Here is a 26,690-nt window from a genome sequence, read left to right as displayed (position 1 = left end):
TCCGCATCCTTGCCCCGCCGCCCCGGGCCGGCCCGTCCCCAGTGGAGGAACCGTGCTCCGCAAAGCCCTGCTCCCCGCCATCCTCGCCGCCGTCACCGTCGGCCTCGCCATGATCGCCGCCCCGGGAACCGCGGCCCCCGCCGCGCCGGTGCGGGTGATGGCGCTGGGCGACTCGATCACCGGCTCGCCCGGCTGCTGGCGCGCGCTGCTCTGGGACAAGCTCCGCCAGGCGGGCCGGGAGTCCCAAGTGGACTTCGTCGGCACGCTGTCCCCGGACGGCTGCGGCTTCGCCTTCGACGGCGAGCACGAGGGCCACGGCGGCTACCTCGCCACCAACGTCGCCGCGCAGAACCAGCTCCCGGCCTGGCTCTCGGCCACCCGGCCGGACGTGGTGATGATGCACTTCGGCACCAACGACGTGTGGAGCAACCGCTCCACAGCGCAGATCCTGGCCGCGTTCGACACGCTGGTCGCCCAGATGCGCGCGAGCAATCCGGACATGCGGGTGCTGGTCGCGCAGATCATCCCGATGAACCCGCCCACCTGCGCGGAGTGCGCGCGACGGGTCGTCGACCTCAACGCGGCGCTGCCCGCGTGGGCGGCGGCCAGGTCGACCACCCGGTCACCGGTCAGGATCGTCGACCAGTGGACCGGCTTCGACACCGCCGCGGACACCTACGACGGCGTGCACCCCAACGCCGCCGGGGACCGCAAGATCGCTGACCGGTGGTACCCGGCGCTGGTCGAGGCCCTCTCCGGCCCACCGCCGACGACCAGCACAACGCCTACCACCACCACCTCCACCACCACGACCGACTCCCCGCCGCCCGGCTGCACGGCCACCGTGCGGGTCGCCAACCGCTGGCCCGGCGGCGCGCAGGTGGACCTCGTGGTCGAGAACCGCGGCCCGGCGGAGATCCGCGGCTGGACCGTGCGGTTCACCCTGCCGTCGGGAAGCGCCGTCGCGCAGTCCTGGAACACGGCGGTCACGGTGTCCGGTGTGGACGTCACCGCGCGGAACGTCGCGTGGAACGCGTCGGTGCCGCCGGGCCGTTCCGCCTCGGCCGGGCTGATCGTCTCCGGCGACGTGTCGGGCTGGACTCCGAGCGGGGCGTGCTCGGTGAACGGCTGACCGGAAGCCGGTGACGCAGCGTCGCGGCCGGGCCCGCCGAGGGCCCGGCCGCGGCGGGCTGCCCGAAAGATCTTCGCGTCCGGTGAGGAACACACCGACTCTTGACGAGATCGGGCCGCGAATGCTCCCCTAGTTCTGGGAGCGCTCTCAGTCCCGAGTGCGACTCCCGGACCATCGAAGGAGATGACCCGTGCGAACACGACGCAACGGCGCGTTGCTCGCGGGCCTGGTCGGTGTGCTGACGGCTGGGGGAATCCTGATCCCCACCACCACGGCGCAGGCCCACGGAGGCATGACCTTCCCGGCCACCCGGACCTACGCCTGCTACGTCGACGGCCGGGCGGGCGGCGGCGGAGGCGACCTCGCGCCGCAGAACGACGCGTGCGAGGCCGCGGTGGCCATCAGCGGGAAGCAGCCCCTCTGGGACTGGTTCGGCAACCTGATCAGCCTCGCCGGAGGCAGGCACCGCGAGATCATCGCCGACGGCGACCTGTGCGGGCCGACGGCCAAGTACGACGGCTTCAACATCGCGCACTCGGCGTGGCCGACCACCACCCTGCAGGCCAACTCCCAGGTGACGTTCCGGTACAACGCCTGGGCCCCGCACCCGGGCACGTGGTCCCAGTACGTCACCCGCGACGGATGGGACCCCTCGCAGCCGCTGAAGTGGTCGGACCTGGAACCAGCGCCGTTCAACGCGGTGACCAACCCGCCGATCAACGGCAGCGGCCCGGAGGGCGCGGAGTACACCTGGCCGGTCACTCTGCCGAACAAGTCCGGCAGGCACATCATCTACTCGATCTGGCAGCGCTCCGACAGCCCGGAGGCGTTCTACAACTGCTCCGACGTCGTGTTCACCGGCGGTTCCGGCGGCGGCGACACCGTCGCGCCGTCCGCGCCGGGAACGCCGTCCGCCAGCGGGATCACCGCGTCGTCGGCGCAGCTGAGCTGGGCGGCGTCGACGGACAACACCGGCGTCACGGGGTATGAGGTCTACCGCGAGAACGGGGCCGACGACACGCTCCTCGCCTCGACGACGACCAACTCCGCGTCGCTGACCGGGCTCACCGCGAGCACCGCGTACCGGGTGTACGTCGTGGCCAAGGACGCGGCGGGCAACCGGTCGGCGGCGTCGGCGGCGGGCGCGTTCACCACCTCGTCCGGCGACGGGCCGGGCGGCTCGACCTGCCGGGTGGCGCACACCGTCTCCACCACGTGGAACGGCGGCTTCACCGGCACGGTCCGCATCACCAACACCGGCACGGCCGCGGTGTCCGGCTGGACGCTGACGTGGGACTACCCGGGCGGCCAGCAGGTCACCCAGGCGTGGAACGCCACGGTGAGCCAGTCCGGGACCCAGGTGACCGCGCGCAACGCGTCGTGGAACGGGTCGATCGCGCCGAGCGCGACCGTCGAGTTCGGATTCAACGGCTCCGCGCAGCAGGGTGCGCAGGCGCCGGGCGGGTTCGCGCTCAACGGCACGGCGTGCGCCGTTTCCTGATGGATGGCGGGGTGGGTCCGCCCGGGCCCACCCCGCCCCCGCCCGCGCGAGGAGTCGCCGGATGTTCCGCTTGATCGCGGGTGTGGCCGTGCTGGCCGCGCTCACCGCGTGCAGCGACGCGGGCCACCACGATGACCCCATGCTGATCCCGGCCGGGTCGAGCGGGGCGGCCGCGCTCGGCCAGCCCGTCACCGAGCTGGACACCCTGGTGGACTGGGTGCAGAACGCCACCGACGAGTGCGACGACGCCGAGCCCGCGACGGAGCAGGACCTGCGGGACTACCTCGGCCCCACGCGTTTCCCCTGGTATGCCTCGTATGTCGGCGCTTGGGCCACGTGCAAGGTCGCGCCCTACGAGAAGATCGGACTGGTCGTGTTCGCCCCGGGCGCGCAGGCCGCGTTCCAGGAGTCCTGGGCGGCGGCGCTGCGCGCTGGCGAGGACCGGAGCAACCCGGACTGGGCCTTCGGCAACGGCTTCGCGGTGACCGCGGGCCCGCTGGGCGTCGAGCGCCTCGGCCTGCGGTACCTGATGTGCGAGCCGGGGGACATCCCGGCCGAGGGCGCCGTGCCGTCCGATGTGGAGGGCTGCGTGTTCGCCGCCCTCGGCCACCGCCACGAGTGAGACCGGCCGTCACCGGCCCCTGAGACCGGAACCGCCCGCCGAGAGACTGGGAGCGCTCTTACACGGCGGGCGGTTCCGCCTTTCCGACGTTCGGCCGCATCGGCCGCCCCTCGTTAGGCCATTCGTGCGCGGCCGGTTTTGCCTGTTCCCAACCGGCGTGCTGCGGGCTACTCTCTGCTGAGAGCGCTCCCAAAGTCGCTCCGGCGATGCCAGCACGGTGATGCTTCGAGGAGGAAGCGGCTGTGACTAGTCGTCCACGCGTGGTCCGCGCGCTGTTATGCGCCGTGATCGCCGCCGCGGTGGTGGTCCCGGTGGCCCGCTCGGCCGCCGCCGCCCCGGCGTTCAACTACGCCGAGGCCCTGCAGAAGTCCCTCTGGTTCTACGACGCCCAGCGCTCCGGCGCCCTGCCCGAGGACAACCGGGTGTCCTGGCGCGGGGACTCGGCGCTGACCGACGGCGCGGACGTCGGCGTCGACCTGACCGGCGGCTTCTACGACGCGGGCGACCACGTCAAGTTCGGCCTGCCGTTCGCCGCGACGATGACCATGCTGGCCTGGGGCGCGCTGGAGGAGCCAGCGGCCTACGCCCGCTCGGGACAGCTCGACCACCTCAAGGCCAACCTGCGCTGGGGCACCGACTGGATCATCAAGGCGCACCCCGAGCCGAACGTGGTGTACGGGCAGGTCGGCAAGGGCGACGACGACCACCGCTGGTGGGGGCCCGCCGAGGTCATGCCGATGGCGCGCCCGGCGTACAAGGTGGACGCGAGCTGCCCGGGGTCGGACCTGGCCGGGGAGTACGCAGCGGCGATGGCCGCCGCGTCGCTGGTCTTCCGCGACAGCGACCCGGCCTACTCGGCCACGCTGCTCACCCACGCCCGGCAGCTGTACTCCTTCGCCGACACCTACCGCGGCCGCTACAGCGACTGCATCACCGACGCGCAGAGCTTCTACCGCTCGTGGAGCGGCTACCAGGACGAGCTGGTGTGGGGCGCGATCTGGCTGCACAAGGCCACCGGCGACGCGGGCTACCTGGCCAAGGCCGAGACCGAGTACGACCGCCTCGCCACCGAGCCGCAGAGCACCGAGCGCTCCTACCGCTGGACCATCGCCTGGGACGACAAGTCCTACGGCGCCTACGTCCTGCTCGCCGAGCTGACCGGCGGGGACCGCTACTTCACCGACGCCAACCGCTGGCTGGACTACTGGACCGTCGGCCACAACGGAAACCGCGTCCGGTACTCCCCGGGCGGACAGGCGGTGCTCGACACCTGGGGCTCCCTGCGGTACGCCGCCAACACCGCCTTCGTGGCGATGGTGCACGCGGAGAACGTCACCGACCCGGTGCGCAAGGCCCGCTATCACGACTTCGGCGTCCGGCAGGTCAACTACATCCTCGGCGACAACCCGCGCTCGTCCAGCTATGTCGTCGGGTTCGGGCAGAACCCGCCGCGCAACCCGCACCACCGCACCGCGCACGGCGCGTGGCTGGACAGCAGCAAGACGCCCGAGATCAGCAGGCACGTGCTGTACGGGGCGCTGGTCGGCGGGCCGTCCACGAACAACGACGCCTACGTCGACAACCGGGACGACTACGTGGCCAACGAGGTCGCGCTGGACTACAACGCCGGTTTCACCAGCGCGTTGGTGAAGCTGTACGACGAGTTCGGCGGCGCCCCGCTGGCGGACTTCCCGCCGGTGGAGACCCCGGACATGGACGAGATCTACGTCCAGGCGGGGGTGAGCCAGTCGTCGGCGACGTTCACCGAGGTCAAGATGTTCGCCTACAACCGTTCGGCGTTCCCGGCCAGGGCGGTGACCGACGGCGTGGTCCGCTACTACTTCACCCTCGACGGCGCCACCCAGCCGGGCCAGATCACCGCCACCGCGAACTACAACCAGTGCGGCGCGCCGTCCGCGCCGAAGCGGCACGCGGGCGCGGTGTACTACGTCGAGGTGCGGTGCGCGGGCGACATCGCGCCTGCCGGGCAGAGCGCGTGGCGGCGGGAGATCCAGCTCCGGCTGACCAGCGCGGGCACGTGGGACCCGGCCAACGACTGGTCCTACCAGGGCCTGACCGCCGCGCAGGCCACCACCGACAACATCATCATCGCCGACGCGTCGGGCGTGCTGTGGGGCGAGACGCCGGACGGCGGCACGCCCGATCCCGACCCGGACCCGGACCCGACGCCTGACCCCGACCCGGACCCCACGCCCGATCCCGACCCGACCGGCCCGGTGGTCGTCCAGCACCGCACGGCGAACTCCTCGCCGACGGAGAACCAGATCCGCGGCGCGGTGCGCGTCCGCAACAGCGGGGACGCGCCGCTCGACCTGGCGGCCACGACCGTCCGGTACTGGTTCACCGGCGACGGCGCGCAGTCGTTCCAGGTGTGGTGCGACTACGCGGCCGTCGGCTGCGCCAACGTCCGGATGAGCGTGGTGCGCCTGCCCTCCGCGCGGACAGGCGCCGACCACTACGTCCAGATCGCCTTCACCGCCGGGTCCGTCCGACCCGGACAGGACTCCGGCGAGATCCAGCTGCGGGTGGCCAAAGCGGACTGGTCACCGCTCGACCAGACCGACGACCACAGCTATTCCGGCGCCACCGCCGCCTACCGGGACGCTCCCCGGGTGACGGCGCACACCGGCTCCACCCTGTCCTGGGGCACCGAACCTTAGGCGGGACAACGCACCAGCCCCGGCCCGGGGCGGCTGTGCCCCGGGCCGGCCCCCGCGCACGCGGGTATCCCTGTGTCCCTTGAAGGAGGACCTGCAACGATGCGATCCGTCCTGTCCCGCCGAGCCCGGCCAGGGCCGCTGGGGGTGGCGCTCGCGGCGACCACCCTGGCCGCCGGGGCCCTGGTGCCCCTGGCAGGCACGGCGCACGCCGCCGTGGCGTGCTCGGTGACGTACACAACCAACCAGTGGCCGGGCGGTTTCACCGCGAACGTCAGCCTGCGCAACGAGGGCGACGCGCTGACCGGCTGGCGGCTGAGCTGGACCTTCCTCGACGGCCAGCGAATCCAGCAGCTGTGGAGCGGCCGCCACACCCAGAGCGGCAACGCCGTGACCGTGACCAACGAGGCGTGGAACGGCAACGTCGCCGCGGGCGGCTCGGTCAGCTTCGGCTTCAACGCCAGCTGGACCGGGCAGAACCGGCCGCCGACCGACTTCGCCGTCAACGGCACGCCCTGCACCGGCGCCAACAAGCCGCCCACGGTGTCGCTGACGGCCCCGGCCGACAACTCCAGCCACCCGGTGGGCACGCCGATCACCGTCTCGGCCAACGCCGCGGACACCGACGGCACCGTCGACCGGGTCGAGTTCTACAACGGCACCACGCTGATCGGCACGGACACGACCGCGCCGTACAGCGTGCAGTGGGCGAACGCGCCGGTCGGGCAGCACTCGCTGGCCGCGCGGGCGCACGACAACCGCGGCGCGTCCGCGCTGTCGACGCCGATCGCGGTGACCGTCGTGAGCGCGCCCACCATCGTGGCCAGCCCGGCCACGGTGACCGTCCGCCAGGGGCAGAGCGCGCAGACCGGGATCAAGCTGGCCACCCAGCCGTCGGGCCCGGTGACCGTCGCCGTCGCCCGCAGCGCGGGCAGCACCGACCTGACCGCGACGCCCGCCAGCCTGACGTTCTCGCCGACGGACTGGAACACCGCCAAGCCGGTGACCATCACCTCGGCCGACAACGGCGGCGCGCTCGCCAGCGCGACGTTCCGGGCGACCGCGACCGGCTACACCGCGGCGACCATCGAGGCCCGCGAGCTGTCGGCGGACACCTCGGACTACACCGCGGCGTTCCTGGAGCAGTACAACAAGATCAAGGACCCGGCCAGCGGCTACTTCCGCGACATCAACGGCCTGCTCGTGCCGTACCACTCGGTGGAGACGCTGCTGGTGGAGGCGCCCGACCACGGTCACCAGACCACGTCTGAGGCCTACAGCTACTACCTGTGGCTGGAAGCGGCCTACGGCCGGATCAGCGGCGAGTGGGGTCCGTTCAACGACGCGTGGGAGTCGTTGGAGAAGTACATCATCCCGTCGGCGGCCGACCAGCCCAACGCGGGCCGGTACAACCCGGCCGACCCGGCGACCTACGCGCCGGAGCACCCGCACCCGTCGGCGTACCCGTCGCAGCTGGACGGCAACGTCCCGGTCGGCCAGGACCCGATCGCCGGTGAGCTGCGCACCGCGTACGGCTCCGACACGATCTACGGCATGCACTGGCTGCTGGACGTGGATAACACGCTCGGCTTCGGCCACTGCGGCGACGAGTCCGACGCCGCCCCGGCCTACATCAACACCTACCAGCGCGGCTCGCAGGAGTCGGTGTGGGAGACCATCCCGCAGCCCTCGTGCGACACCTTCGCCCACGGCGGGCCCAACGGCTTCCTCGACCTGTTCACCGGGGACGGCCAGTACGCCAAGCAGTGGAAGTACACCAACGCCCCCGACGCCGACGCGCGCGCGGTGCAGGTGGCCTACCTGGCGAACAAGTGGGCGACCGAGCAGGGCAAGGCCTCCCAGGTCGCGGGCGTCGTCGCCGACGCGGCGAAGATGGGCGACTACCTGCGGTACGCCATGTTCGACAAGTACTTCAAGCGCATCGGCGACTGCACGAACCCGATGACGTGCCCCGGCGGCACGGGCAGGCAGAGCCAGCACTACCTCATGTCCTGGTACTACGCATGGGGCGGCGCGACGGACACCTCGGCCGGGTGGGCGTGGCGCATCGGCGACGGCGCCAACCACCAGGGTTACCAGAACCCGCTGGCGGCCTACGCCCTGGCCAACGACCCGGCGCTGAAGCCGAAGTCGGCGACCGGCGCGCAGGACTGGGCGACCAGCCTCACCCGGCAGCTGCAGTTCATCAAGTGGCTGCAGTCGGCCGAGGGCGGCATCGCCGGTGGCGCGACGAACAGCTGGGACGGGCAGTACACCCAGCCGCCGACGGACCTGCCGACGTTCAACGGCATGTTCTACGACTACCAGCCGGTCTGGCACGACCCGCCGTCGAACCGCTGGTTCGGGTTCCAGGTGTGGGGCATGGAGCGGGTCGCGGCGCTGTACTCCGAGACCGGCAACGCCCAGGCCAAGGACATCCTCGACAAGTGGGTGCCGTGGGCCATCGCGCACACCGACATCGGCGAGGGCGGCGACTTCGCCGTGCCGTCCGACATGACCTGGACCGGCACGCCGTCGGGCGATTTCACCAGCAGCGGGAACAACTGGCCCGCCGCGAACCCCGGTCTGCACGTCACCGTCGACACGCAGGGCCGCGACGTCGGCGTGGCGGCCGCGCTGGCCAAGACCCTGCTGCACTATGCGGCGCGGTCCGGCGACGCGGCGGCCCGCACGACCGGCGAGGGCCTGCTGAACGCCCTGCTGGCGAACCAGACCGAGATCGGCATCGCCACGCCGGAGACGCGGTCGGACTACGCGCGCTTCGACGACGAGTACGTCCCCGGCGGCGAGGGCACCTACGTGCCCCCGGGCTGGAGCGGCACGATGCCGAACGGCGACGTGATCGAGCCGGGCGCCACCTTCCTGTCGATCCGGTCGTACTTCATGGACGACCCGGACTGGCCGAAGGTGCAGGCGTACCTGGACGGCGGCCCCGCGCCGACGTTCACCTACCACCGGTTCTGGGCGCAGGCGGAGATCGCGACCGCCTTCGCCGCGCACGTGGACCTGTTCACCCCGTGATCCGCTTGTCCACGTGGTGACGCGGTTGTGGGTCGGGGCCGTCGGACCTCTGGTCCGGCGGCCCCTTCTCGTTAGGCTGCGCCCGTGTTGGACTTGCTGATCACCGGAGCACGGGTGCTGACCATGGACCCCGGCCACCCCACCGCCCACGCCGTCGGCGTGTGGCGGGGGCGGATCGTCGGGGTCGACGACGCGGTGTCGGGGCTGCCCGCCGCCGCCCGCGTGGACCTCGGCGGGGCGTGGGTGGTGCCCGGGTTCGTCGACGCGCACGTGCACCTGGCGTGGACCGGCCTGGCGGCGGGCGCGCCGTCGGTCGCCGCCTGCGCCGACCGTGCCGCGCTGCTCGCGGTGGTGCGGGAGGCCGTGGCCGCGCGGCGCGCGGGGGAGTGGGTCGACGTCGTGGGGTACGACCAGCGCGGGCTGGGCGGCCACATCACCGCCGCGGAGCTGGACACCGTGGCCGACGGGCGGCTCGTGCACCTCATCCACGACTCCGGGCACGCGTGCGTGGTGTCCTCGTCGGTGCTCGCGCTGCTGCCCGCCGGGGTCTCGCACCGGGACGGGCTGCTGGTGGAGGGCGGCGCGGCGGCCGTCCGGGAGCTGCGGCAGCCGTACTCGCGCGCGGAGCTGGTCGATGCGATCGAGCGGGCGGGGCGGCAGTGCCTGTCCGAGGGCGTGACGGCGTGCGCCGAGGCGGGCATCGGCGGCGGGCTGATCAAGCACAGTCCGATCGAGGGCGCGGCGTACCAGGAGGCCGAGCGGCTGGGCAGGCTGCCGCTGCGCGTGCGCCTGATGGTCTCCGCCGACGTGCTGCGCCCGGTCGCGGCGCACGCGACCGACGAGACGCCGCGCGCGATGGACCTCGGGCTGCGCACCGGTTTCGGTGGCGACCGCCTGGCGCTCGGCGCGGTCAAGGTGTTCACCGACGGCGGCATGATGGCCCGCACGGCCGCCCTGACCGCGCCGTACGCGGACGGCTCCGGCTCCGGCGAGCTGTACGCCGACCCGGCCGAGCTGCACGCGGTGATCAGGGACGCGCACGTCGCGGGCTGGCAGCTGGCCGTGCACGCCATCGGCGACCGCGCCGTCGACGTCGCCCTGGACGGCTTCGAGGCGGCGATGGCCGTGCCCCGCCCCGGCGCCCGGCACCGCATCGAGCACGCGGGCCTCGTCCGCCCCGACCAGCTGGAGCGCTTCGCCCGCCTCGGCGTCGCCGCCGTCGTCCAGCCCGCGTTCCTGTGGTCCTTCGGCGACGACTACGCCCGCATCATGGGCCCGGAGCGCGCAGGCTGGCTCTACCGCGGCCGCTCGTTCCTCGACGCGGGCGTGCGCCTGGTCGGCAGCTCCGACCGCCCGGTCACCGTGGGCGCCCCGCTGCTGGCGATGCGGTTCATGGTGGACCGCCTGTCGTCGTCGGGGAACCCGGTGGGGGCGGCCGAGGCGATCACGCCGACGCAGGCCCTGCGCGCGTACACGGCGGACGCGGCGTGGGCCTGCGGCTGGGAGCGCGACCTCGGCACGATCGCCCCCGGCCGCCTCGCCGACCTCGTCGTCCTCGACGGCGACCCCTTGCGGTCGTTCGACGTCTCGGTCGTCTCGACTGTCCAGGGTGGACAGGTCGTGCACGGGGAGGGCTGGTAGGTGTGGGCGGGCGGGGGCCGCGGCCCCCGCCCGCCCGGCGGGCTCACCGGCGGCAGGGGTCGCCTGACGGGTGAGCGGAGCTGCCGTGGATGTCGGCCTTCGCCTCGGCGACCACGATGGTGGTCAGCGGGGTCTCCACCGACACGGCGCGCTGGACGAGCACACCGTTCTGCACGGTCTGCGAGTTGAGCTTCAGCGACCCGATCACCAGCGGGATCGTCAGCGGGGCCGAGCCGACCGTCACCGCGACGCCGTTGATCTTGAGCGAGGCGATGTGCGAGTGGCCGGTGAACACCGGCCGGAGGCCGTCCGGACCGGGCACGCAGGTGACCGCGGCGCTGGCCTCGACGACGCCCAGCTCGATCTTCAGCCCGACGGTGCTGATGCCGGTCCGCTCGACCGCGCTGTGCGCCCGCGCGTTGTCACCGGCCTGGGGTGCGACCTGCTGGTCGTCCGGGGTCAGGTCGGTGTCGGCGGTGAGCGCCTCCGCGCCGACGTTGATCAGGCCAGCGTTGAGGTCGGCGGACACGACCGTCTCGGCGTCGTCGACGCAGGGCAGGTTCTGCGGGTTCGCCTTGGCGACGCTGATCCCGGCGACCTTCAGCGCGGTGGCCGAGCAGGAGAACGCGCCGTCGCGGTCGGCGTCGACGATCGTGCCGACGCCGACGGGGTCGATGAGCCCGGCGCCGACGGGGTCGGACAGGGTGACGGTGTAGTTCTCCGTCAGCTCGTCGACCGTGTCGCCCACGACCTGCACGGTCACCGGTTCGCTGGTCTCGCCCGGGGCGAAGGTCAGCGTCCCGGACGACGCGGCGTAGTCACCGGGCGCGGTCGCCGTGCCGTCCGCGGTCGCGTACCGGACCGAGACCGGTGACGGGGACGGCGTGGACAGGGTGACGGTGAACGTCGCCGCGGTGGCGCCCAGGTCGGGCTCGGTCGTGGTCACGTCGTCGATCGAGAAGCCCGGCACCCGGACGGTCACCGTCTGGACGTAGCCCGCGGAGACGCCGTTGACCAGGTAGTCGACCGAGCAGGTGTAGACGCCGGGGGCGGCGTCGGGAGCCGCGCCGATGGTCTCGGTGAACGTCGCGGACTCCCCGCCGACCACGGTGCGGCTCGCCGGGGTGTTGACGACGTCGATCTCGTCGTCGCACGCGCCGACCTGCGGGGTGACGGTCACCTCGATGGCGGCGATGCCGTCGAGGATCGCCTGGGACACCTGGTCGGCGGGCACGTTGGTGAGCAGCACGCCCCCGGTCGCCTCGACCAGCGCGGTCGCCTGCCCGGTGAGGTCGATGTTGCCGACGTTGACCACGATCACCCGCACGTCGGCGGCCTGCAGCGCGGCGATCGCGTCGGCGAGGGTGTGGCCGCCGCTGGGGTCGTGGCCGGGCGCGTCGCCGAACATGGCCAGGATGCGGCTGCTGCCGGGGCGGAACGCGACCGAGCCGGTGGCGATCTCGTAGAGGGCGTTGATCTGGCCCTCGGGGAAGTCGCCGCCGCCGGAGGCGGTCCACTGGTCGATGCCCGCTTGGATCGCGGCCGGGTCACCGGTGGTGTTCTGGTTCAGCCGGTAGGCGAACGGGTCGGTGAAGTCCTTGTACTCGGCGACGGCGAACTGGGCGCTGGGCTGGGCGGCGAGCACATCCCCGGTGATCTCGCCAGCGTTGGCCTTCACGTTGGCGATGGCCCCGCCCATGCTGCCGGTCGTGTCGGCCAGCAGGACCAGGTCGGGGTTCGGGGGCACCTCGGCGGTGGTGACGGTCTTGGTGACGGTCGTGGTGGCGCCCGGTCCGAGCGTGACGTCCACAGTGGAGGGCGAGACGCCCGGCGGGGCCGCGCTCGCCGCACTCGCGGTCGCGGTCATCAGGCTCGCGGTCACGGCGACCACGATGGCGGCGGCTTGTCTTCGTCCGGTGGATCGGCGCATGGGGGTCCTCCAGGTTCGGTCACGCCATCCTGGTGACACCGCCGATCATCGGACAACGCGTCGGGTCGACCACAACGCCCCCGGTCCAGTGGTCTGACCCTGACTGGCCCAGTGAGCGCGCTCCCACAGCACGCTGGGTCGGTCCGGGGTGGGCTGATCAGGTAGAGCCGTTGGACCCGAACCGCCTGCCCCACCGGGCCACCAGGACGCCCAGCGCGGCCGAGGCGATGACGGTCATCCCTGCCAGCGCGGCGGCGCGCCACGGCCACGGCGGGCCAGCGAGCGCCAGGTGCGCGGTGGGGTACTCGGTGAACTTGCCCGCAGCGGCCGCGCTCGCCCGGTCGGCGTGCGCGGCGAGGTCCAGCAGGGCAGCGTCGAACCCGCGCACCCGGCTGACCGGGACGCCGTGCCCGGCGGCCCACGCGGTCAGGGCGGGGTCGTCCGAGGTCAGGACGAGCCGGTCGAGGTCGCCGGGAGGGGCAGGCAGCAGGCGCAGGCCGTGCCGCGTCGTCGTCTCGGCCGCCAGCGAGACGGGCACGGTCCGTTCGGCGAACGATGAGCCGGACAGCACCTCCAGGACGGCGGCCAGGTGGAGTTCGTCCACGCCGGAGGAGACGCCGACGCCGGTGACCGTGCGGCCCCAGGGGAACGCGGCGTTGAGCGCGTACGGGAGATCGGCGGCGCTGTGCCCGTTGACCGGGATGTCCAGCGGCGCGGTGCGCGACCAGCCCGGGTAGCCCGCCCGCGCGCCCGCCCGGTCGGCCTCGTCCGGGCCCGCCAGCCGCTCGACCACCCGCAGCGCGCCGACGATGCCGGAGGTCACGCCCGCTGTGGTGATCACCGTGCCGTCCTCGACGTAGCGCCTGCCCGCGATCCAGTCCACGGCGGGATAGTCAGCGCGCATACCGTCCACAGCGGACCAGAACGTGGTCGCCGACCGCCCGTCGAGCACGCCCGCGGCGGCCAGCACCTTGGCCCCGGCGCACACGCCGAGCACGACCGCGCCGCGGTCCGCCTGGCGCGCCACCCACTCCCGCAGCGCCGCCTCCTCCCGGCCCGCCCAGTCGACCACCGCGGGCACGACCACCACGTCCGGCGCGAGCACCTCGTCGAAGGTGTTGTCCGGCACGACGTGCAGGCCGCCCGAGAGCGTCACCGGAGCCAGCTCCTCGGCCACCACCCGCACGGCGAACCGCGGCGACCCGGCGAAGACGGCGTACGGCGCGAGCACGTCCGCGCCGACGGACCCGCTCGCCCCGACCGCCACCGCGACCACCAGCCGGTCCGGTGGCGCGGGCGCGGCGGCAGGCCAGCGGCCCGGTGGCGGCGGGGGGAACCCGGCGGCCATCGACGCTGCCACGCCGAGCGCGGCGGTCCCGGCGAACACGGCGGCGGCCACGAGGAGGGCGGCCAGGACAAGGAGGATGCGGCGCATGACGTCAGTGCTCCAGATGTGACGAGGGAAGGGCTGATGCGGGCTTGTCAGGCGCGCAGCGACGAGGGTGCGACGCCGCGGCGGGCGCGGTAGAGCCTGCGGAGCTGGCGGGCGTCGCGGAAGCCGGTGCGGGCGGCGACGGCCGACACCGGCAGGTCGGTCCCGGCCAGCAGGTCCTCGGCCATGGCCAGGCGCAGGCGCTGGTGGAACTCCAGCGGGGTGATGCCGGTTGCCGAGGTGAACGCCCGGCTGAGGCCGCGCGGCGACAGGTGCACCCGCGCCGCGAGGTCCGCCAGCCGGTGGGGCCGGTCGAGGTGCGCGGCGATGTGGTCCTGCACGGCGTGCACCGCGTCGTCCACGTGGTCGCGGTGGCTGAGGAACGGGCTCAGCTGGGCGCCGTCGCCGGTCCTGCGCAGGTACACCACCAGCGCGCGGGCGACCGCGGCCGTGATCGCCGCGCCGTGGTCGCGGTGCACCAGCGACAGCGCCAGGTCGATGCCCGACGCGATGCCCGCGCTGGTGCTGACCGGGCCGTCGTGGGTGAAGAGGACGCCGTCCTGCACCCTGGCCCTCGGATAGCGCACCCGCATGGGCTCCAGCAGTTCCCAGTGGGTCGTGCAGCGGCGGCCGTCGAGCAGGCCCGCCTCGCCGAGCGCGGCGGCTCCGCTGCAGACCGCGGCGAACTCCGCGCCCGCGGCGGCGGCGCGGCGCAGCCAGGCGGTCAGCGCCGGGTCCACCCGCGGTCCGCCGCGCTCCAGGCGCGGACCGGGGATGAGCACGAGGTCGCCTGCGGACACATCCGGTAGCGGACCGAGGTCCGCCAGGCGCAGTCCCTGCGCGCTCCGCGCGCTCTCGGCGGTGCTGGCGTACTCCAGGCGGTACCCCGCGCCCCTGTGGTTCGCCGCGTCGAAGACCTGCACCGGACCGGCGAGGTCCAGGAGGTTGACCGCGGGCTGCACCACGACGACGACCCGCCGCTGTCCACTGTCCACACCGCGACGGTAAGGCAGCGCACGCGGACAGGGGTGGCCGCCGTGGGGACGGATCAGGTCAGGACCGCGTCGGCGGCGGCCTCCCCGGAGGCCACGGCGCCCTCCAGGTAGCCCGGGTGCCGTTCGGCGGTCTCGGTGCCCGCCCAGTGCACCGGGCCCGCGGGCGGGGTGGGGCCGATCACCGGACCCGCGCCGAGCACGGGCAGTGCGGAGTATCCGCCGCCGACGTGGCGGTCCTCGTGCCAGGACTTCTCGTGCCAGTCGACGGGCGATCGAGCCTGGGGGCCGAACGCCGTGGCCAGGACGTCGAGGACGGCCGCTCGCCGACGGCGGGCGGGCAGGGCGGACAGCGCGCGAGCCTCGCCGCCCGCGACCAGGACCGCGAGGTGGCCGGGGCCGCCGGGCGGGGACACGTCGAAGGCGGCGGGTCCGCGCACGGCGACCAGCTGGCCGCTGAACCCCGCCTGCCGCCAGAACGGGTCCGGGTATACCGCGATCGCCTTGTAGACCGCGCCCATGGCGGTGTCGCGCTCGGCCGCCGCGCGTCCCGGGGGCAGGGGCGGATCGTGGCGGATCGCGCGTGCCACTGGCGGTGGGACCGCCACCACCGCGCGGTCCGCTCGGATCGGGCCCGAGGGGGTGTCGACCACGATCCCGGGACCGGACCGGGTGATCGCGGTCGCGGGCCGTCCCAGATGGACGGTCAGGTCGGCGGCCAGCCACTCGGCGAGCCCGCCCGCGCCGCCTGCCAGCAGGCCGTCCTGCGCGCCGCCGCGCATCCCCAGCACCGCCCGCAGCCCGCCCGCCGACCGGATGCCCGTGAGCAGCGTCCGCATCGAGATCGCGTCGGGGTCCTCGGCCATGGCCTCGGTGAGGACGGTGGCGAGCAGGTCGCGTGCGCCCTTCCCCGGAATCCGGCGCAGCCACGCGCCGACCGTGCGGTCGGCGCCGTCGCGGTGGGACAGCGCGGCGAGCCGGAGCAGGGCCAGGCCCGCCGGGACCGCCGTGGCCACCGGGAGCCGCCGCCGGACCCGCGCGCCGTCGACGAACGCGGTGGCCCCGGCGGTCGGTGACGGGAACACCGTCATCCCCGCTTCCGCGGCCAGCGCCCGCACCCGCCCGTGGTCGGCGCCGACCCACATCCCGCCGAGGTCGACCGCGCTGCCCAGGGCCGAGCGGACCGTCCACGCGCGTCCGCCGACGCGGTCGTTGGACTCCAGGACCAGCACGTCCGCGCCCGCGCCCGCCAGGCGTCGCGCCGCAGTGAGTCCCGCGAGGCCCGCGCCGATCACCACCACCTTCATGCAACAACTGTTGCACAACGTCTGTTGCACGACAAGGTAGGGTGGGCCCGTGCCCAAGCAGGTCGACCCCGCCGCCCGTCGTGCGGCCATCGGGGACGCGGTCGTCGACATCGCCGCCGAGCACGGGTTCGCCGCCGTCACCATCCGGGCCGTCGCGCGGCGGGCGGGGGCGTCGACCTCCGTGGTCACCCACTACGTCGCCGGTCGGGACGATCTGCTGCGGCAGGCTGTCCGCCGCGAGGTGGACGCCCGCCGCGAGCACGCCGAGCGGGTGCTGGCCGGACGCACCGGGGCCGACGGGCTGCGCACCCTCGCCGACTGGGCGGTGCACGCCCCCGGCGAGCGCGCCCAGCGGTTCTGGCTCGCGCTGGTGATGGCCGCCCCGGCCGAGCCCGTCCTGCGCGCCGAGCTCGACCGCTTCACCACCTGGTGGGACGCGCGGGTCCGGGCGCTGGTCGCCGAGGCCGGGCTCGCCGACCCGGGCCTGGCGGCCGACCTGCTGGACGTCGCGGTCGACGGCCTGATCACCGCCCGGTTCGAGGGCACGGCGGCGTGGAGCGCGCGGCGGTCGCGCCGGGTGCTGGCCGCCGTCCTGGCCGCCGCCGGGCTCAGCCGGTGAGCACGGCGTCCTCGTCGGGGATGCGCAGGGAGGCCACCAGCTCCCGGTAGAGCTCGTCGGTGGCCAGCAGTTCGGTGTGGGTGCCCCGGGCGCGCACGCGGCCGTCCTCCAGCACGACGATGGTGTCGGCGTCGACCACTGTGGACAGGCGGTGGGCGATGGTGACGACGGCGCCCCGGGTGGCCTGGGCGCGGATGACCTCGTGCAGCGCGGCCTCGGTGAGACCGTCGACCTGGGCGGTGGCCTCGTCGAGCAGCAGCACCTCCGGGTCGGCCAGCACGGCGCGGGCCATGGCGATGCGCTGGCGCTGGCCGCCGGAGACCGAGGTGGCCGACAGCGGGGTGTCCAGGCCCTGCTCCAGCCCGTCGGCGAGGGTGTCGAGGCGGACGGCGCGCAGGACGCGGTCGAGGTCGTCCTGCGTGGCCTCGGGGTGGGAGAACAGCAGGTTGTCGCGGATCGTGCCGGGCACCACCGGGGTCTCCTGCTCGACGTAGGCCAGCCGCGCGCGGATGTCGGCGTGGGTCAGCTCGCGGTAGGGGACGCCGTCGACCAGCAGGGTGCCCTCCTGCGGTTCGAGGAAGCGCAGGATCAGCGAGAACAGCGTGGTCTTGCCAGCGCCGGACGGGCCGACGATCGCGGTGTGGCCGGTGCGCGGCACCACCAGGTCGACCCCGCGCACGGCGGGTTCGGCGTCCGGGCCGTAGGCGGCCGTCACCCCGCGCAGCTCCAGGACCGGGGCGGACGGCGAGCCCGTCCCCGCGCCCGACACGGCGCTGTCGTCCTCCACCGGCAGCGCCTCGATCTCGCGGATGCGCGCGGCGGCGGCGATGCCGTTCTGCAGGGCGGTGACGTTCTGACTCAGCGAGGTGATCGGGTCGAGCAGCCCGAAGGCGTACAGCAGGAACGCGATCAGCGCCGACACCGCGAGGTCGCCGTCGGCCACCCGCCACGCGCCGATGCCCAGGATGAGGATGATCGCCAGCTGGATGCCCGTCCACGCCGTGCTCCACGCGACCGCCTCGCGGCGCACCGCGGCGATGCTGTGCCGGGCGGCCTCGCGGGCGTCGGCCATGATCAGCTCGGCCTGGCGCTCCTCGGCCCGGCTCGCCTTCACCGTGCGGACGGCGCGCAGCGCGCCCTCCAGGACCCCGCCCAGGGCGCCGATGTGCGCCTGCGCCTTCTCCTTGGCGACCGCGATCTTGGGCATGAGCACGCCGAACAGGATCGCGATCACGATCACCGACGCGACGGTCGTGGCCAGCAGCACCAGGTCGAGCACGGCCATCATCGCCAGCGTGCCGACCAGCATCACCGCGCCGTTGATCAGCCCGATGACGCTGGACGTGGCCGCCTCGCGCAGCAGGACGGTGTCGGAGGTGACGCGGGTGACCAGCTCGCCGGACTGCCGCCCGGTCACCGCGGGGACGGTCGCGCGGAAGAACCGGCGCACCATCGCCTCGCGCGCGGCCAGCACGACCCGCTCGCCGAGGCTGCCCAGCAGGATCCACTGCGTCAGCCACACCGCGCTGCCGACCACCAGCAGCGACAGCATGAGGATCACCGGCCCGGACAGCGACGCCGACGCCCCCAGCGAGTCCAGCACCCACTTCGTCGCCAGCGGCGTGGCCAGGCCCGCCGCCGACCCGGCCAGGGCCAACGCGAGCCCGAGCGCGAGGGCACCGCGGTGCGGCCGGGCGAACGACCACAGCACGCGGAGCCGGGGAAACCTTATCGGAACACTCATGCTTACGAGTGGAACACAGCTGTTCCGCTACGGTCAACCGAAATTCCATTCCGGGTCGTCCTGGCTTACGCTGCGCACATGACCGACGTGCGCACGGAATCGGGCACCCGCGCCCGCACCCGGCGGGCGATCCTGGACGCGGCGGTGGACGTGCTCACCGCCGACCCGGCCGCCTCGCTGGGCGACATCGCCACCGCGGCGGGCGTCGGCCGCACGACCGTGCACCGCTACTTCCCGGAGCGGGCCGACCTGCTGGCCGCGCTGAGCAAGTCGGCGTGGGACCAGGTCACCGAGGCCACCGAGCGCGCCCGCCCGGCCGAGGGACCGGCGGCGGCCGCGCTTGACCGGCTGTGCCAGGAGTACTTCGACCTCGGCCGCGTGCTGATGCTGGTGTTCAACGACCCCCAGCAGTACGCCACCGCCGACTGGGACGCCTGCAGCCCCGCCGACCAGTCCCTGCTGGACCTCGTCGAGCGCGGGCACGAGGACGGCACGATCGATCCCCGCCTGAGCCCGCTGTGGGTCCAGAACGTGCTGTGGTCGATGCTCTACTCGGCGTGGCAGTACGCACAGGACGCGCAGGTGTCGCGCCACCAGGCGCTGGACATGTGCCTCTACAGCCTGCGGAAGACGCTCCGGCCCTAGCCCGTCGCGCTCGGCAGCCGCGCGGGGCAGCCCGTGCCCGCGTACTCGGCGGCGTACTCGAAGTGCCAGTACTCGTTGTCGTAGCGGCGGCACCAGCCGAGCGCCGCGCCGTGGCGCTCCACCCACTCCGCGGACGCCATCGGCTGCACGTCCACGGCGATGCCCGTGACGTGCATGGACTCCTCCGGCGGCAGGACGTACCGCGCGGCCAGCTCGGCCGTGCCGAAGCGGCGGACGGCGTCGTCGAACTCCCGCTGCTGCTGCAGCCTGTTCCGCTTGCCGTCCTGAAGGCACAGGTGGACGCCGTCGCGCTCGGCCGCCGCGCGCAGGCTCCGCCACGCGGTCAGCACGTCCGGGCGCAGGCCGTCGGGCGGCTCGTCGACGTACCGCTCGTCGACCGGGCACACCGGGCCGGTCCGCGGCCCGGGGATGTCCTCCAGCACGGCCTCCGCGTGCCCGGCGACCCGCTCGTGGCCGAACGTCGAGCACCCCGTCACCGCGAGCACGGCGGCCAGCGCCGCGACGTGGCCGCGCACGCCATGGCCTCGGCGAATGATGGTCATCGTCCCCCCGTTGACTGTCGACGACGCCACGAGCCTCGCAGGCGGCGCTGATGCTGTCCAAGACGGGGACGGCGCGGTTGATGCCGATCCGGCATACGCCCGCTAGCCGGGGATGTCGGCCAGCAGCGCCTCCGCCGCCGCGATCGCCTCCTCCTGGTGCGGCTGGAGGTCCTGCCCGGCCATGAAGTCGAAGTTCGGGGAGAACGGGTCGGGCAGGGGCTCGGTCACCCCGGCCAGCGCCTCGATGACGGCGTGCGCGCAGAACGGCACGTACACCGGGTCGTAGCCGCCCTCGTGGGCGAACACGATCCGGCCCGCGCAGAGGCGCCCCGCGGCCTCGATCAGCGACGACGCGATGGCGCGGAAGCCGGACGCGGTCACCATCATCCTGGCCAGCGGGTCGGTCGCGCCCGCGTCGTAGCCCGCGGCGACGATGACCAGGTCGGGGGCGAAGCGCTCCAGGGCGGGGACCACGACGCGGGCCATGGCGGCCGCGTAGCCGCCGTTGCCCGTCCCCGGCGGCAGCGGCACGTTCACGGCGGAGCCGAAGCCCGCGCCCTCCCCGCGCTCGGTCCGGTGCCCGGAGTCCGGGGGGAACACGCGCTCCTGGTGCACCGACACGGTGAGCACGTCGGGGTCGGCCGCGAAGACGGCCTGGGTCCCGTTGCCGTGGTGGACATCGATGTCGACCACGGCCACCCGCCGCACGCCGCGGGTCGCGCGCACGGCCGCCACCGCGATGGCGATGTTGGCCAACAGGCAGAAACCCATCCCGGTGTCCGGCAGCGCGTGGTGGCCCGGCGGGCGGACGAGCGCGTACGCGTTGTCCACCTCGCCGTCCACAACGGACTCCGCCGCCGCGATGACCCCGCCAGCGGCCAGCCGGGCGATGTCGAGCCCGCCCGGGCCGAACGGGCTGCCGCCGTCGCCCGCGTCGCTGCCGGAGGCCAGGCGGGCCAGGTGCGCGGCGGTGTGCACGCGCAGGATCTCCTCGTCGGAGGCCGGGCGCGGGCGCAGCCGGGTCAGCCGGTCGATGAGCCCGCTGACCACCACCAGCTCGTGCACGCGCCGCTTGGCCTCGGCGTTCTCGAAGTGCCGGTGCGGCTGCAGGCCGCGGCGCGGGTCGGCGGGCAGCAGGCCCGCGTGCGTTCCCGTGTCGTGCCAGCCGTAGAGCTCGTGGTAGACGTAACCCGTTGCCATGCGGGCAGTGTTGGCGGCCTGCCGCCTCGGGTCTTGTCCGCGCGCGTCCCCTCCTTGGCGCTCAGCGCACGTTCGCGGACGGTCAACAGCGGTACGCCCCGGGCCAAGACCGGCCCGTTCCGGCGCGCCGATACTGCCGCCCCATGACACCCCACCCGCTCGATCCGCTCAGCGCGGCCGAGATCGCCCAGGTCCGGGCCGTGCTCGTGGCCGAGGGGCGGGTCGGCGAGCACACCCGGTTCCCCAGCGTGCTCCCGGTGGAGCCGCCCCGCCGGGGCACGGCGCCGCGGCGCGCGCTCGCCGTCCTGCTCGACACCGCCACCGGCGCGGCCGCCGAGGCGGTGGTCGACCTCGCGGCGGGCGCTGTCGAGTCCGTCCGCGACCTCGACCCCGCCCGCGACGGCCAGCCGCCCATCCTGTTCGCCGAGTACGACCGGTGCGCCGACCTCGTCCGGGCCGATCCGCGCTGGCAGGCGGCCATGCGCAGGCGCGGCGTTACCGAGTTCGACCTGGTCTTCCTCGCCCCGCTGTCGCCCGGCCACTTCGGCAGGCCCGCCGAGCACGGCCGCCGCATCCTGCGCACGCTGACCTTCCTGCGCGACCACGTCGACGACAGCCCGTGGGCGCACCCGGTGGAGGGCCTGATCGCCGAGGTCGACCTGATCACCGGCGAGGTGCTGGACGTGCGCGACGACGGCGACACGCCCATCCCCGCCGAGCACGGCAACTACCGCTCGCACGACCCCTTCCGCCCGATCTCCATCACCCAGCCCGAGGGCGTGAGCTTCACCGTCGACGGCCACGAGATCACCTGGGGCGAGTGGCGGCTGCGCGTCGGGTTCTCCGCCCGCGAGGGCCTGACCCTGCACCGCGTCGAGTTCGGCGGCGACCCCGTGCTGCACCGCGCCGCGATCGCCGAGATGGTCGTCCCCTACGGCGACCCGTCGCCCTACCGGCACTGGATCAGCTATTTCGACGCGGGCGAGTACCTGCTGGGCAAGAACGCCAACTCGCTGCGGCTGGGCTGCGACTGCCTCGGCGTCATCCACTACCTCGACGCCGTCGTCGCCGACGACCACTGCCGTCCCGTGACGATCCCGCAGGCGATCTGCCTGCACGAGGAGGACCACGGCGTCCTCTGGAAGCACACCAACATCCTGACCGGCGCCGCCGACACGCTGCGCTCCCGCAGGCTGGTCGTCTCCTTCTTCAGCACCATCGGCAACTACGACTACGGCTTCTTCTGGTACTTCTACCCCGACGGCACGATCGAGCTGGAGGCCAAGGCCACCGGCGTCGTCTTCGCCGCGGCGGGGGAGGAGACCCCGTACGCCGCGCCGATCGCCCCTGGCCTCACCGCGCCCGTGCACCAGCACCTGTTCTGCGCCCGGCTGGACATGGACGTCGCGGGCGGGGGCAACACCGTCACCGAGGTCGACCTCGTCGGCGTGCCCGCAGGCCCGGACAACCCGTACGGCAACGCCTTCACCACCCGGAGCACGGTCCTGGACCGGGAGTCCCGGGCCGCCCGCCTTGCCGACCCGGCGCGCGGGCGGACCTGGCTGGTGACCGGCACCGAGACCAACCGGCTCGGCAAGCCGCGGGCCTACCAGCTCGTCCCGCGCCCCGGGCCGACCCTGCTCGCCCAGCCCGAGGCGACCGTCACCGCGCGTGCCGCGTTCGCCACCAGGCACCTGTGGGTCACCCGCTACGACCCGGCCGAGCGCTATCCGGCGGGCGACTACCCCAACCAGCACCCCGGCGGCGCGGGGCTGCCCGAGTGGACCGCGCAGGACCGCGACCTCGTCGAGACCGACCTGGTGCTCTGGCACGTCTTCGGCCCGACGCACGTGCCCCGGCCGGAGGACTGGCCGGTCATGCCGGTGGACCACAGCGGCTTCCACCTGCGCCCGGTCGGCTTCCGCGACCGCAACCCGGCCGCCGATTTCGGTATTTCTACGGACCGCCCCGCCCCCGGGACCGGAGTTGGCTGTCCCAACCACCCAACACCGGGCCAGTCGCCCGGCAACCCCTGACAGGCGGTGGATAAGTGAGTGTTCTGTCCATTGCGGACGTCGACGTCGAACGGGCCGGGCTGGCCGTCGTGCGCGGCGTCTCGCTGCTGGTGGACCCCGGCTCGGTGACCGTCCTGCTCGGCGCGAACGGCGCCGGGAAGACCACCCTGCTGGAAGGGGTGTCGGGGGCCATCCCGATCGCCCGGGGCGAGATCGCCGTCGAGGGGCGCAGGGTGGACCGGATGCGCGCCTGGCGGCGCGCCCGCGCCGGGCTCGCCCACGTCGAGCAGAACCGCGGCGTCTTCGCCGACCTCACCGCCCGGGAGAACCTGCTGGTCGCCTGCGGGCCGGGGCGGTCGCCGGACCGGGTGCTCGACCTGTTCCCCGAACTGCGCAAGCAGATCGACGCCCCCGCCGGGCTCCTCTCCGGCGGCGAGCAGCAGATGCTGGTGGTCGGCCGGGCCCTGCTCGGCGAGCCCAAGGTCCTGCTCATCGACGAGATGTCGCTGGGCCTCGGCCCGATCGTGGTCGAGCGGCTGGCCGCCGCGCTGCGCGCGCTGGCCGACGACGGCATGGGAGTGCTGCTCGTCGAGCAGTTCGCCGCGCTGGCGCTCGGCATCGCCGACCGCGCTTACGTCATGGCCCGAGGGGAGATCGTCTTCGCGGGCGACGGCGCCGCGCTGCGCTCGGACGACTCCCTGCTGCGCGCGCTCTACCTCGGCGAGTCGACCACCGGAAGCGGGGTGTGAGCATGCGTCACCCGATCACGATCGCCCTGGCGGCCACCGCGATCCTCACCGGCCTGGTGGCCGGGTTCGCCTCCAACTACGTGCTGTTCCTGCTGACCAGCGCGGCGGTGTCCACCGTGTTCATGCAGAGCTACGGCCTCATCACCGGCCGGGCCGGGGTCATCGCGCTGTGCCAGCTCAGCTTCGCGGCCATCGGCGCGTGGACGGTCGGCTGGGCCAACGTCGCCGACGTGCCCGGCGGGTTCGTCGTGTGGCTGCTGCTGGGCGGGCTGGCCGCCGTCGTGGCGGGCGTCCTCATCGGGCTGCCCGCGCTGCGGCTGCGCGGGGTGAACCTGGCGGTCGCCACGTTCGCCTTCGCCACCGCGCTGGACGTGGTGTTCACCGGCATCGCCTTCCCCGGCCAGGACACCTTCCAGCTGGTCCGGCGGCCCGCAGGGCTGACTGACGACAGCTCGTACTTCGTCTTCACCGTCGCCGTGGTCGCGCTGATCTTCGTCGGGCTGTGGTTCCTCGACCGCAGCCGCGTCGGCGGCGCGCTCGCCGAGATCCGCCACTCCGAGCGCGCCGCCGCCGCCCACGGCATCAGCGTCGTGCGCGGCAAGCTGACCGCGTTCGCGCTCAGCGCGTTCGTCGCGGGCGTCGGCGGCGGGCTGATGGCCGGGCAGCTCGGCATCGTCGCCGCGGGCAACTTCGCCGCGTTCGCCTCGGTCGCCATGTTCGCCATCGCGCTGTTCGTCGGCACCAACAACATCGAGGGCGCGATCGCGGGCGGCCTGCTCGGCGCGGTGTTCCCGGTGCTCATCGACGCCATCGGCATCCCGCAGGACCTCGCCGCGCTGTTCTTCGGCGTCGCCGCGGTCCAGGTGCTGCGCCTCGGCGGCAGCCAGACCGACCTGCTCCGCGCACAGCGCAGGCAGAAGAAGGCGGCGAAGAACCCGCCCGCGCCGCCGTCGGTCCCGCCGCCCCCGCTGATCCCCATGCGGCTGCGCGCGGTCACCGACAGCGAGCCCGCGCTGGAGGTCCGCGGCCTGCGCGTGCGGTTCGGCGCGCTGACCGCCGTCGACGGGGTCGACCTGGTCGTCCCCAAGGGCAGCGTGGTCGGCCTGGTGGGCCCGAACGGCGCGGGCAAGTCCACCTTCATCAACACCGTCACCGGCTTCACCGGGCAGTACGAGGGCACGGTCCTGCTCGGCGGCGCGCCGGTGGACGCCCTGCCCGCCCACCGGCGCGCCCGGGCCGGGCTGCGCCGCAGCTTCCAGCAGCTGCGCGTGCCCACCACCCTCACCGTCGGCATGTTCCTGCAGGTCGCGGCGGGCAAGCCGCTGACGGCCGAGGAGATCGACGAGCAGCTGGCCCTCTTCGGCTGCCCGGCCGCCGACGTCCCGGTGGACACCGTGGACGTGGCCACCCGCAGGCTGCTGGAGGTCGCGGGCCTGGCCGCGGGCAGGCCCCCGGTGCTGCTGCTCGACGAGCCCGCCGCGGGCCACTCCGCGAGCGAGACGCGGCTGCTCCAGCAGCGCCTCGCCGAGATCCCCGAGCGCTTCGGCAGCGCCGTCCTGCTGGTCGAGCACGACATCGAGCTGGTCAGGTCCACCTGCGACATCGTCGTCGTCCTCGACTTCGGCCGGGTCATCGCCGCCGGGCCGCCGGAGCGGGTGCTGTCCGACCCCGCCGTCATCTCCGCCTACCTCGGCACCGCCCCCACCACCTCCAAGGAGACCTCATGAGAGCGCACCTCGCGACCGCGCTGTCGGCCGCGCTCGCCGCCACGGCGCTGGCGGGCTGCTCGACCTCCGACGACACGATCAGGATCGGCGCGATCGCCGGGCTCACCGGCAACTTCATCACCGCCGAGGTCGTCAGGACCGCCCAGCGCGTGTTCGACGATGCCAACGAGGCCGGGGGCGTCAACGGCAAGAAGATCGAGTTCATCGTCAAGGACGACGCGGGCAACCCGCAGCGCACCGCGCAGGTCGCCCGCGAACTCGACAGCGAGGGCGTGGTGGCGATGGCCGCCTCGGCCAGCTTCACCGACTGCGACGTCAACGACGCCTTCTACCGGCAGTCCGACATCAGCTCGATCATGGCCGTCGCGGCCAGCCCGAAGTGCTTCCAGAGCCCCAACATCGCCCCGGTCAACGTCGGCCCGTTCACCCTGATGACCGCCGTGCTGCTCTACGCGTCCGAGGAGCTGGACGCCAAGGCGGTCTGCAACTTCACCGTCGTGCTGCCCGGCAGCGAGGACGCCATCAAGCAGGCCCTCGGCGACTGGGAGCGGATCAGCGGGCAGAAGCTCGTCGTCAACGACATGACCGTGCAGCAGAGCGGGGACCTCACCCCGTACCTGCTCAAGGCCAAGCAGGCGGGCTGCGACGCCATCCTGTTCAACCCGGCCGAGCAGCTGGTCGTGCCGTGGCTGCAGGCGGCGAAGACGCAGGGGATGTCCGATGTGGACTTCCTGCTGCTCGCCCCGGCCTACACCGACAGCGTGGCCACCGCCGTCGGCGGGCTCGGCCTGAAGGTGCACGCGGGCAGCGAGTTCGAGCCCTACACCGTGGAGAGCCCGGCCAACGCGGCGTGGCGGGACACGGTGAACCGGGCCCAGCAGCCCGCGACGGCGTTCTCCCAGGGCGGCTACCTGGCGGCCAAGTTCCTCGTCGACGTGCTCAGGACGATCGAGGGCGAGGTGACCCGCGAGTCGGTCAACGCCGCGCTGCGGGGCATGGCGCCCATCGAGCACCCCATGCTGGGCACGCCGTTCACCTTCGGCACAGGCGAGTCGCACGCGCCCAACCAGGCCTCGAAGATGGTCCGCCTCGACGGCACCAAGTGGGTCGTGGCCAGCGACGAGTTCATCACCATCCCCGCGGGAGGCTGA

General features: G+C 73.7%; 19 protein-coding genes. 12 read left to right on the top strand and 7 right to left on the bottom strand.

Annotated features, from left to right (window positions below):
- The first annotated feature begins 52 nt into the window (after positions 1–52).
- From Actkin_RS19100 to Actkin_RS19075, 6 genes are all read left to right on the top strand, one after another.
- Positions 53–1,132, top strand: a complete 1,080-nt coding sequence (locus Actkin_RS19100) for a GDSL-type esterase/lipase family protein (protein ID WP_258903648.1) — start codon at positions 53–55, stop codon at positions 1,130–1,132.
- 190 nt (positions 1,133–1,322) lie between these two features.
- A complete protein-coding gene (locus tag Actkin_RS19095; protein ID WP_258903647.1) occupies positions 1,323–2,633 on the top strand; it encodes a lytic polysaccharide monooxygenase in 1,311 nt (436 codons plus the stop codon).
- A 61-nt stretch (positions 2,634–2,694) separates the two neighbouring features.
- Entirely contained in the window at positions 2,695–3,255 is a 561-nt protein-coding gene (locus tag Actkin_RS19090) for a hypothetical protein (RefSeq protein WP_189210886.1), read from the top strand.
- Between the two features lie 242 nt (positions 3,256–3,497).
- Entirely contained in the window at positions 3,498–5,936 is a 2,439-nt protein-coding gene (locus tag Actkin_RS19085; protein ID WP_258903646.1) for a glycoside hydrolase family 9 protein, read from the top strand.
- Between the two features lie 99 nt (positions 5,937–6,035).
- Positions 6,036–8,975, top strand: a complete 2,940-nt coding sequence (locus Actkin_RS19080) for a glycoside hydrolase family 48 protein (RefSeq protein WP_258903645.1) — start codon at positions 6,036–6,038, stop codon at positions 8,973–8,975.
- An 84-nt stretch (positions 8,976–9,059) separates the two neighbouring features.
- Positions 9,060–10,616 (top strand): amidohydrolase, encoded by a 1,557-nt coding sequence (locus tag Actkin_RS19075; protein ID WP_258903644.1) that lies wholly within the window; start codon positions 9,060–9,062, stop codon positions 10,614–10,616.
- A gap of 43 nt (positions 10,617–10,659) precedes the next feature.
- Here Actkin_RS19075 and Actkin_RS19070 read toward each other — a convergent pair whose 3' ends face one another.
- From Actkin_RS19070 to Actkin_RS19055, 4 genes are all read right to left on the bottom strand, one after another.
- A complete protein-coding gene (locus tag Actkin_RS19070; protein WP_396122758.1) occupies positions 10,660–12,546 on the bottom strand; it encodes a Calx-beta domain-containing protein in 1,887 nt (628 codons plus the stop codon).
- A gap of 157 nt (positions 12,547–12,703) precedes the next feature.
- A complete protein-coding gene (locus tag Actkin_RS19065; protein WP_258903642.1) occupies positions 12,704–13,981 on the bottom strand; it encodes a DJ-1/PfpI family protein in 1,278 nt (425 codons plus the stop codon).
- A gap of 47 nt (positions 13,982–14,028) precedes the next feature.
- The gene (locus Actkin_RS19060) at positions 14,029–14,973 is read right to left on the bottom strand and encodes a GlxA family transcriptional regulator (protein WP_258903641.1); all 945 of its coding nucleotides are present in this window, start codon (positions 14,971–14,973) and stop codon (positions 14,029–14,031) included.
- A 53-nt stretch (positions 14,974–15,026) separates the two neighbouring features.
- A complete protein-coding gene (locus tag Actkin_RS19055) occupies positions 15,027–16,277 on the bottom strand; it encodes a flavin monoamine oxidase family protein (protein WP_258903640.1) in 1,251 nt (416 codons plus the stop codon).
- A gap of 49 nt (positions 16,278–16,326) precedes the next feature.
- On the opposite strand from Actkin_RS19055, the gene Actkin_RS19050 reads away from it, so the two are divergent.
- On the top strand, positions 16,327–16,896 hold the full coding sequence (locus tag Actkin_RS19050; RefSeq protein WP_258903639.1) for a TetR/AcrR family transcriptional regulator: 570 nt from the start codon (positions 16,327–16,329) through the stop codon (positions 16,894–16,896).
- Here Actkin_RS19050 and Actkin_RS19045 read toward each other — a convergent pair.
- Positions 16,886–18,640 (bottom strand): ABC transporter ATP-binding protein, encoded by a 1,755-nt coding sequence (locus Actkin_RS19045; RefSeq protein WP_258903638.1) that lies wholly within the window; start codon positions 18,638–18,640, stop codon positions 16,886–16,888. The two genes, Actkin_RS19050 and Actkin_RS19045, sit on opposite strands and share 11 nt — an antisense overlap.
- 78 nt (positions 18,641–18,718) lie before the next feature.
- Here Actkin_RS19045 and Actkin_RS19040 point away from each other — a divergent pair, with 78 nt between their 5' ends.
- On the top strand, positions 18,719–19,285 hold the full coding sequence (locus Actkin_RS19040; RefSeq protein WP_189210877.1) for a TetR/AcrR family transcriptional regulator: 567 nt from the start codon (positions 18,719–18,721) through the stop codon (positions 19,283–19,285).
- On the opposite strand, the gene Actkin_RS19035 is transcribed toward Actkin_RS19040, so the two are convergent.
- Positions 19,282–19,848 carry a D-alanyl-D-alanine carboxypeptidase family protein gene (locus tag Actkin_RS19035; RefSeq protein ID WP_189210876.1) on the bottom strand — a complete coding sequence of 189 codons (567 nt, stop codon included), beginning with the start codon at positions 19,846–19,848 and terminating at the stop codon, positions 19,282–19,284. The two genes, Actkin_RS19040 and Actkin_RS19035, sit on opposite strands and share 4 nt — an antisense overlap.
- A gap of 102 nt (positions 19,849–19,950) precedes the next feature.
- Positions 19,951–21,048, bottom strand: coding sequence for a histone deacetylase-like amidohydrolase (locus Actkin_RS19030; protein ID WP_258903637.1), 1,098 nt, complete (start codon positions 21,046–21,048; stop codon positions 19,951–19,953).
- 143 nt (positions 21,049–21,191) lie between these two features.
- On the opposite strand from Actkin_RS19030, the gene Actkin_RS19025 reads away from it, so the two are divergent.
- From Actkin_RS19025 to Actkin_RS19010, 4 genes are read left to right on the top strand one after another with little or no spacing between them, the layout of a single operon-like run.
- Entirely contained in the window at positions 21,192–23,084 is a 1,893-nt protein-coding gene (locus Actkin_RS19025; RefSeq protein ID WP_258903636.1) for a primary-amine oxidase, read from the top strand.
- Positions 23,085–23,098: 14 nt separating this feature from the next.
- On the top strand, positions 23,099–23,812 hold the full coding sequence (locus tag Actkin_RS19020; RefSeq protein ID WP_189210873.1) for an ABC transporter ATP-binding protein: 714 nt from the start codon (positions 23,099–23,101) through the stop codon (positions 23,810–23,812).
- Between the two features lie 2 nt (positions 23,813–23,814).
- Positions 23,815–25,539, top strand: a complete 1,725-nt coding sequence (locus Actkin_RS19015) for a branched-chain amino acid ABC transporter ATP-binding protein/permease (protein ID WP_258903635.1) — start codon at positions 23,815–23,817, stop codon at positions 25,537–25,539.
- A complete protein-coding gene (locus tag Actkin_RS19010) occupies positions 25,536–26,690 on the top strand; it encodes an ABC transporter substrate-binding protein (protein WP_258903634.1) in 1,155 nt (384 codons plus the stop codon). The genes Actkin_RS19015 and Actkin_RS19010 overlap by 4 nt, the downstream gene beginning before the upstream one ends.

The organism is Actinokineospora sp. UTMC 2448, assembly GCF_024760565.1.
Lineage (GTDB): Bacteria > Actinomycetota > Actinomycetes > Mycobacteriales > Pseudonocardiaceae > Actinokineospora > Actinokineospora fastidiosa.
Note: the sequence above shows the minus strand (reverse complement) of the source record. Positions and strands in the feature narration are given on the sequence as shown.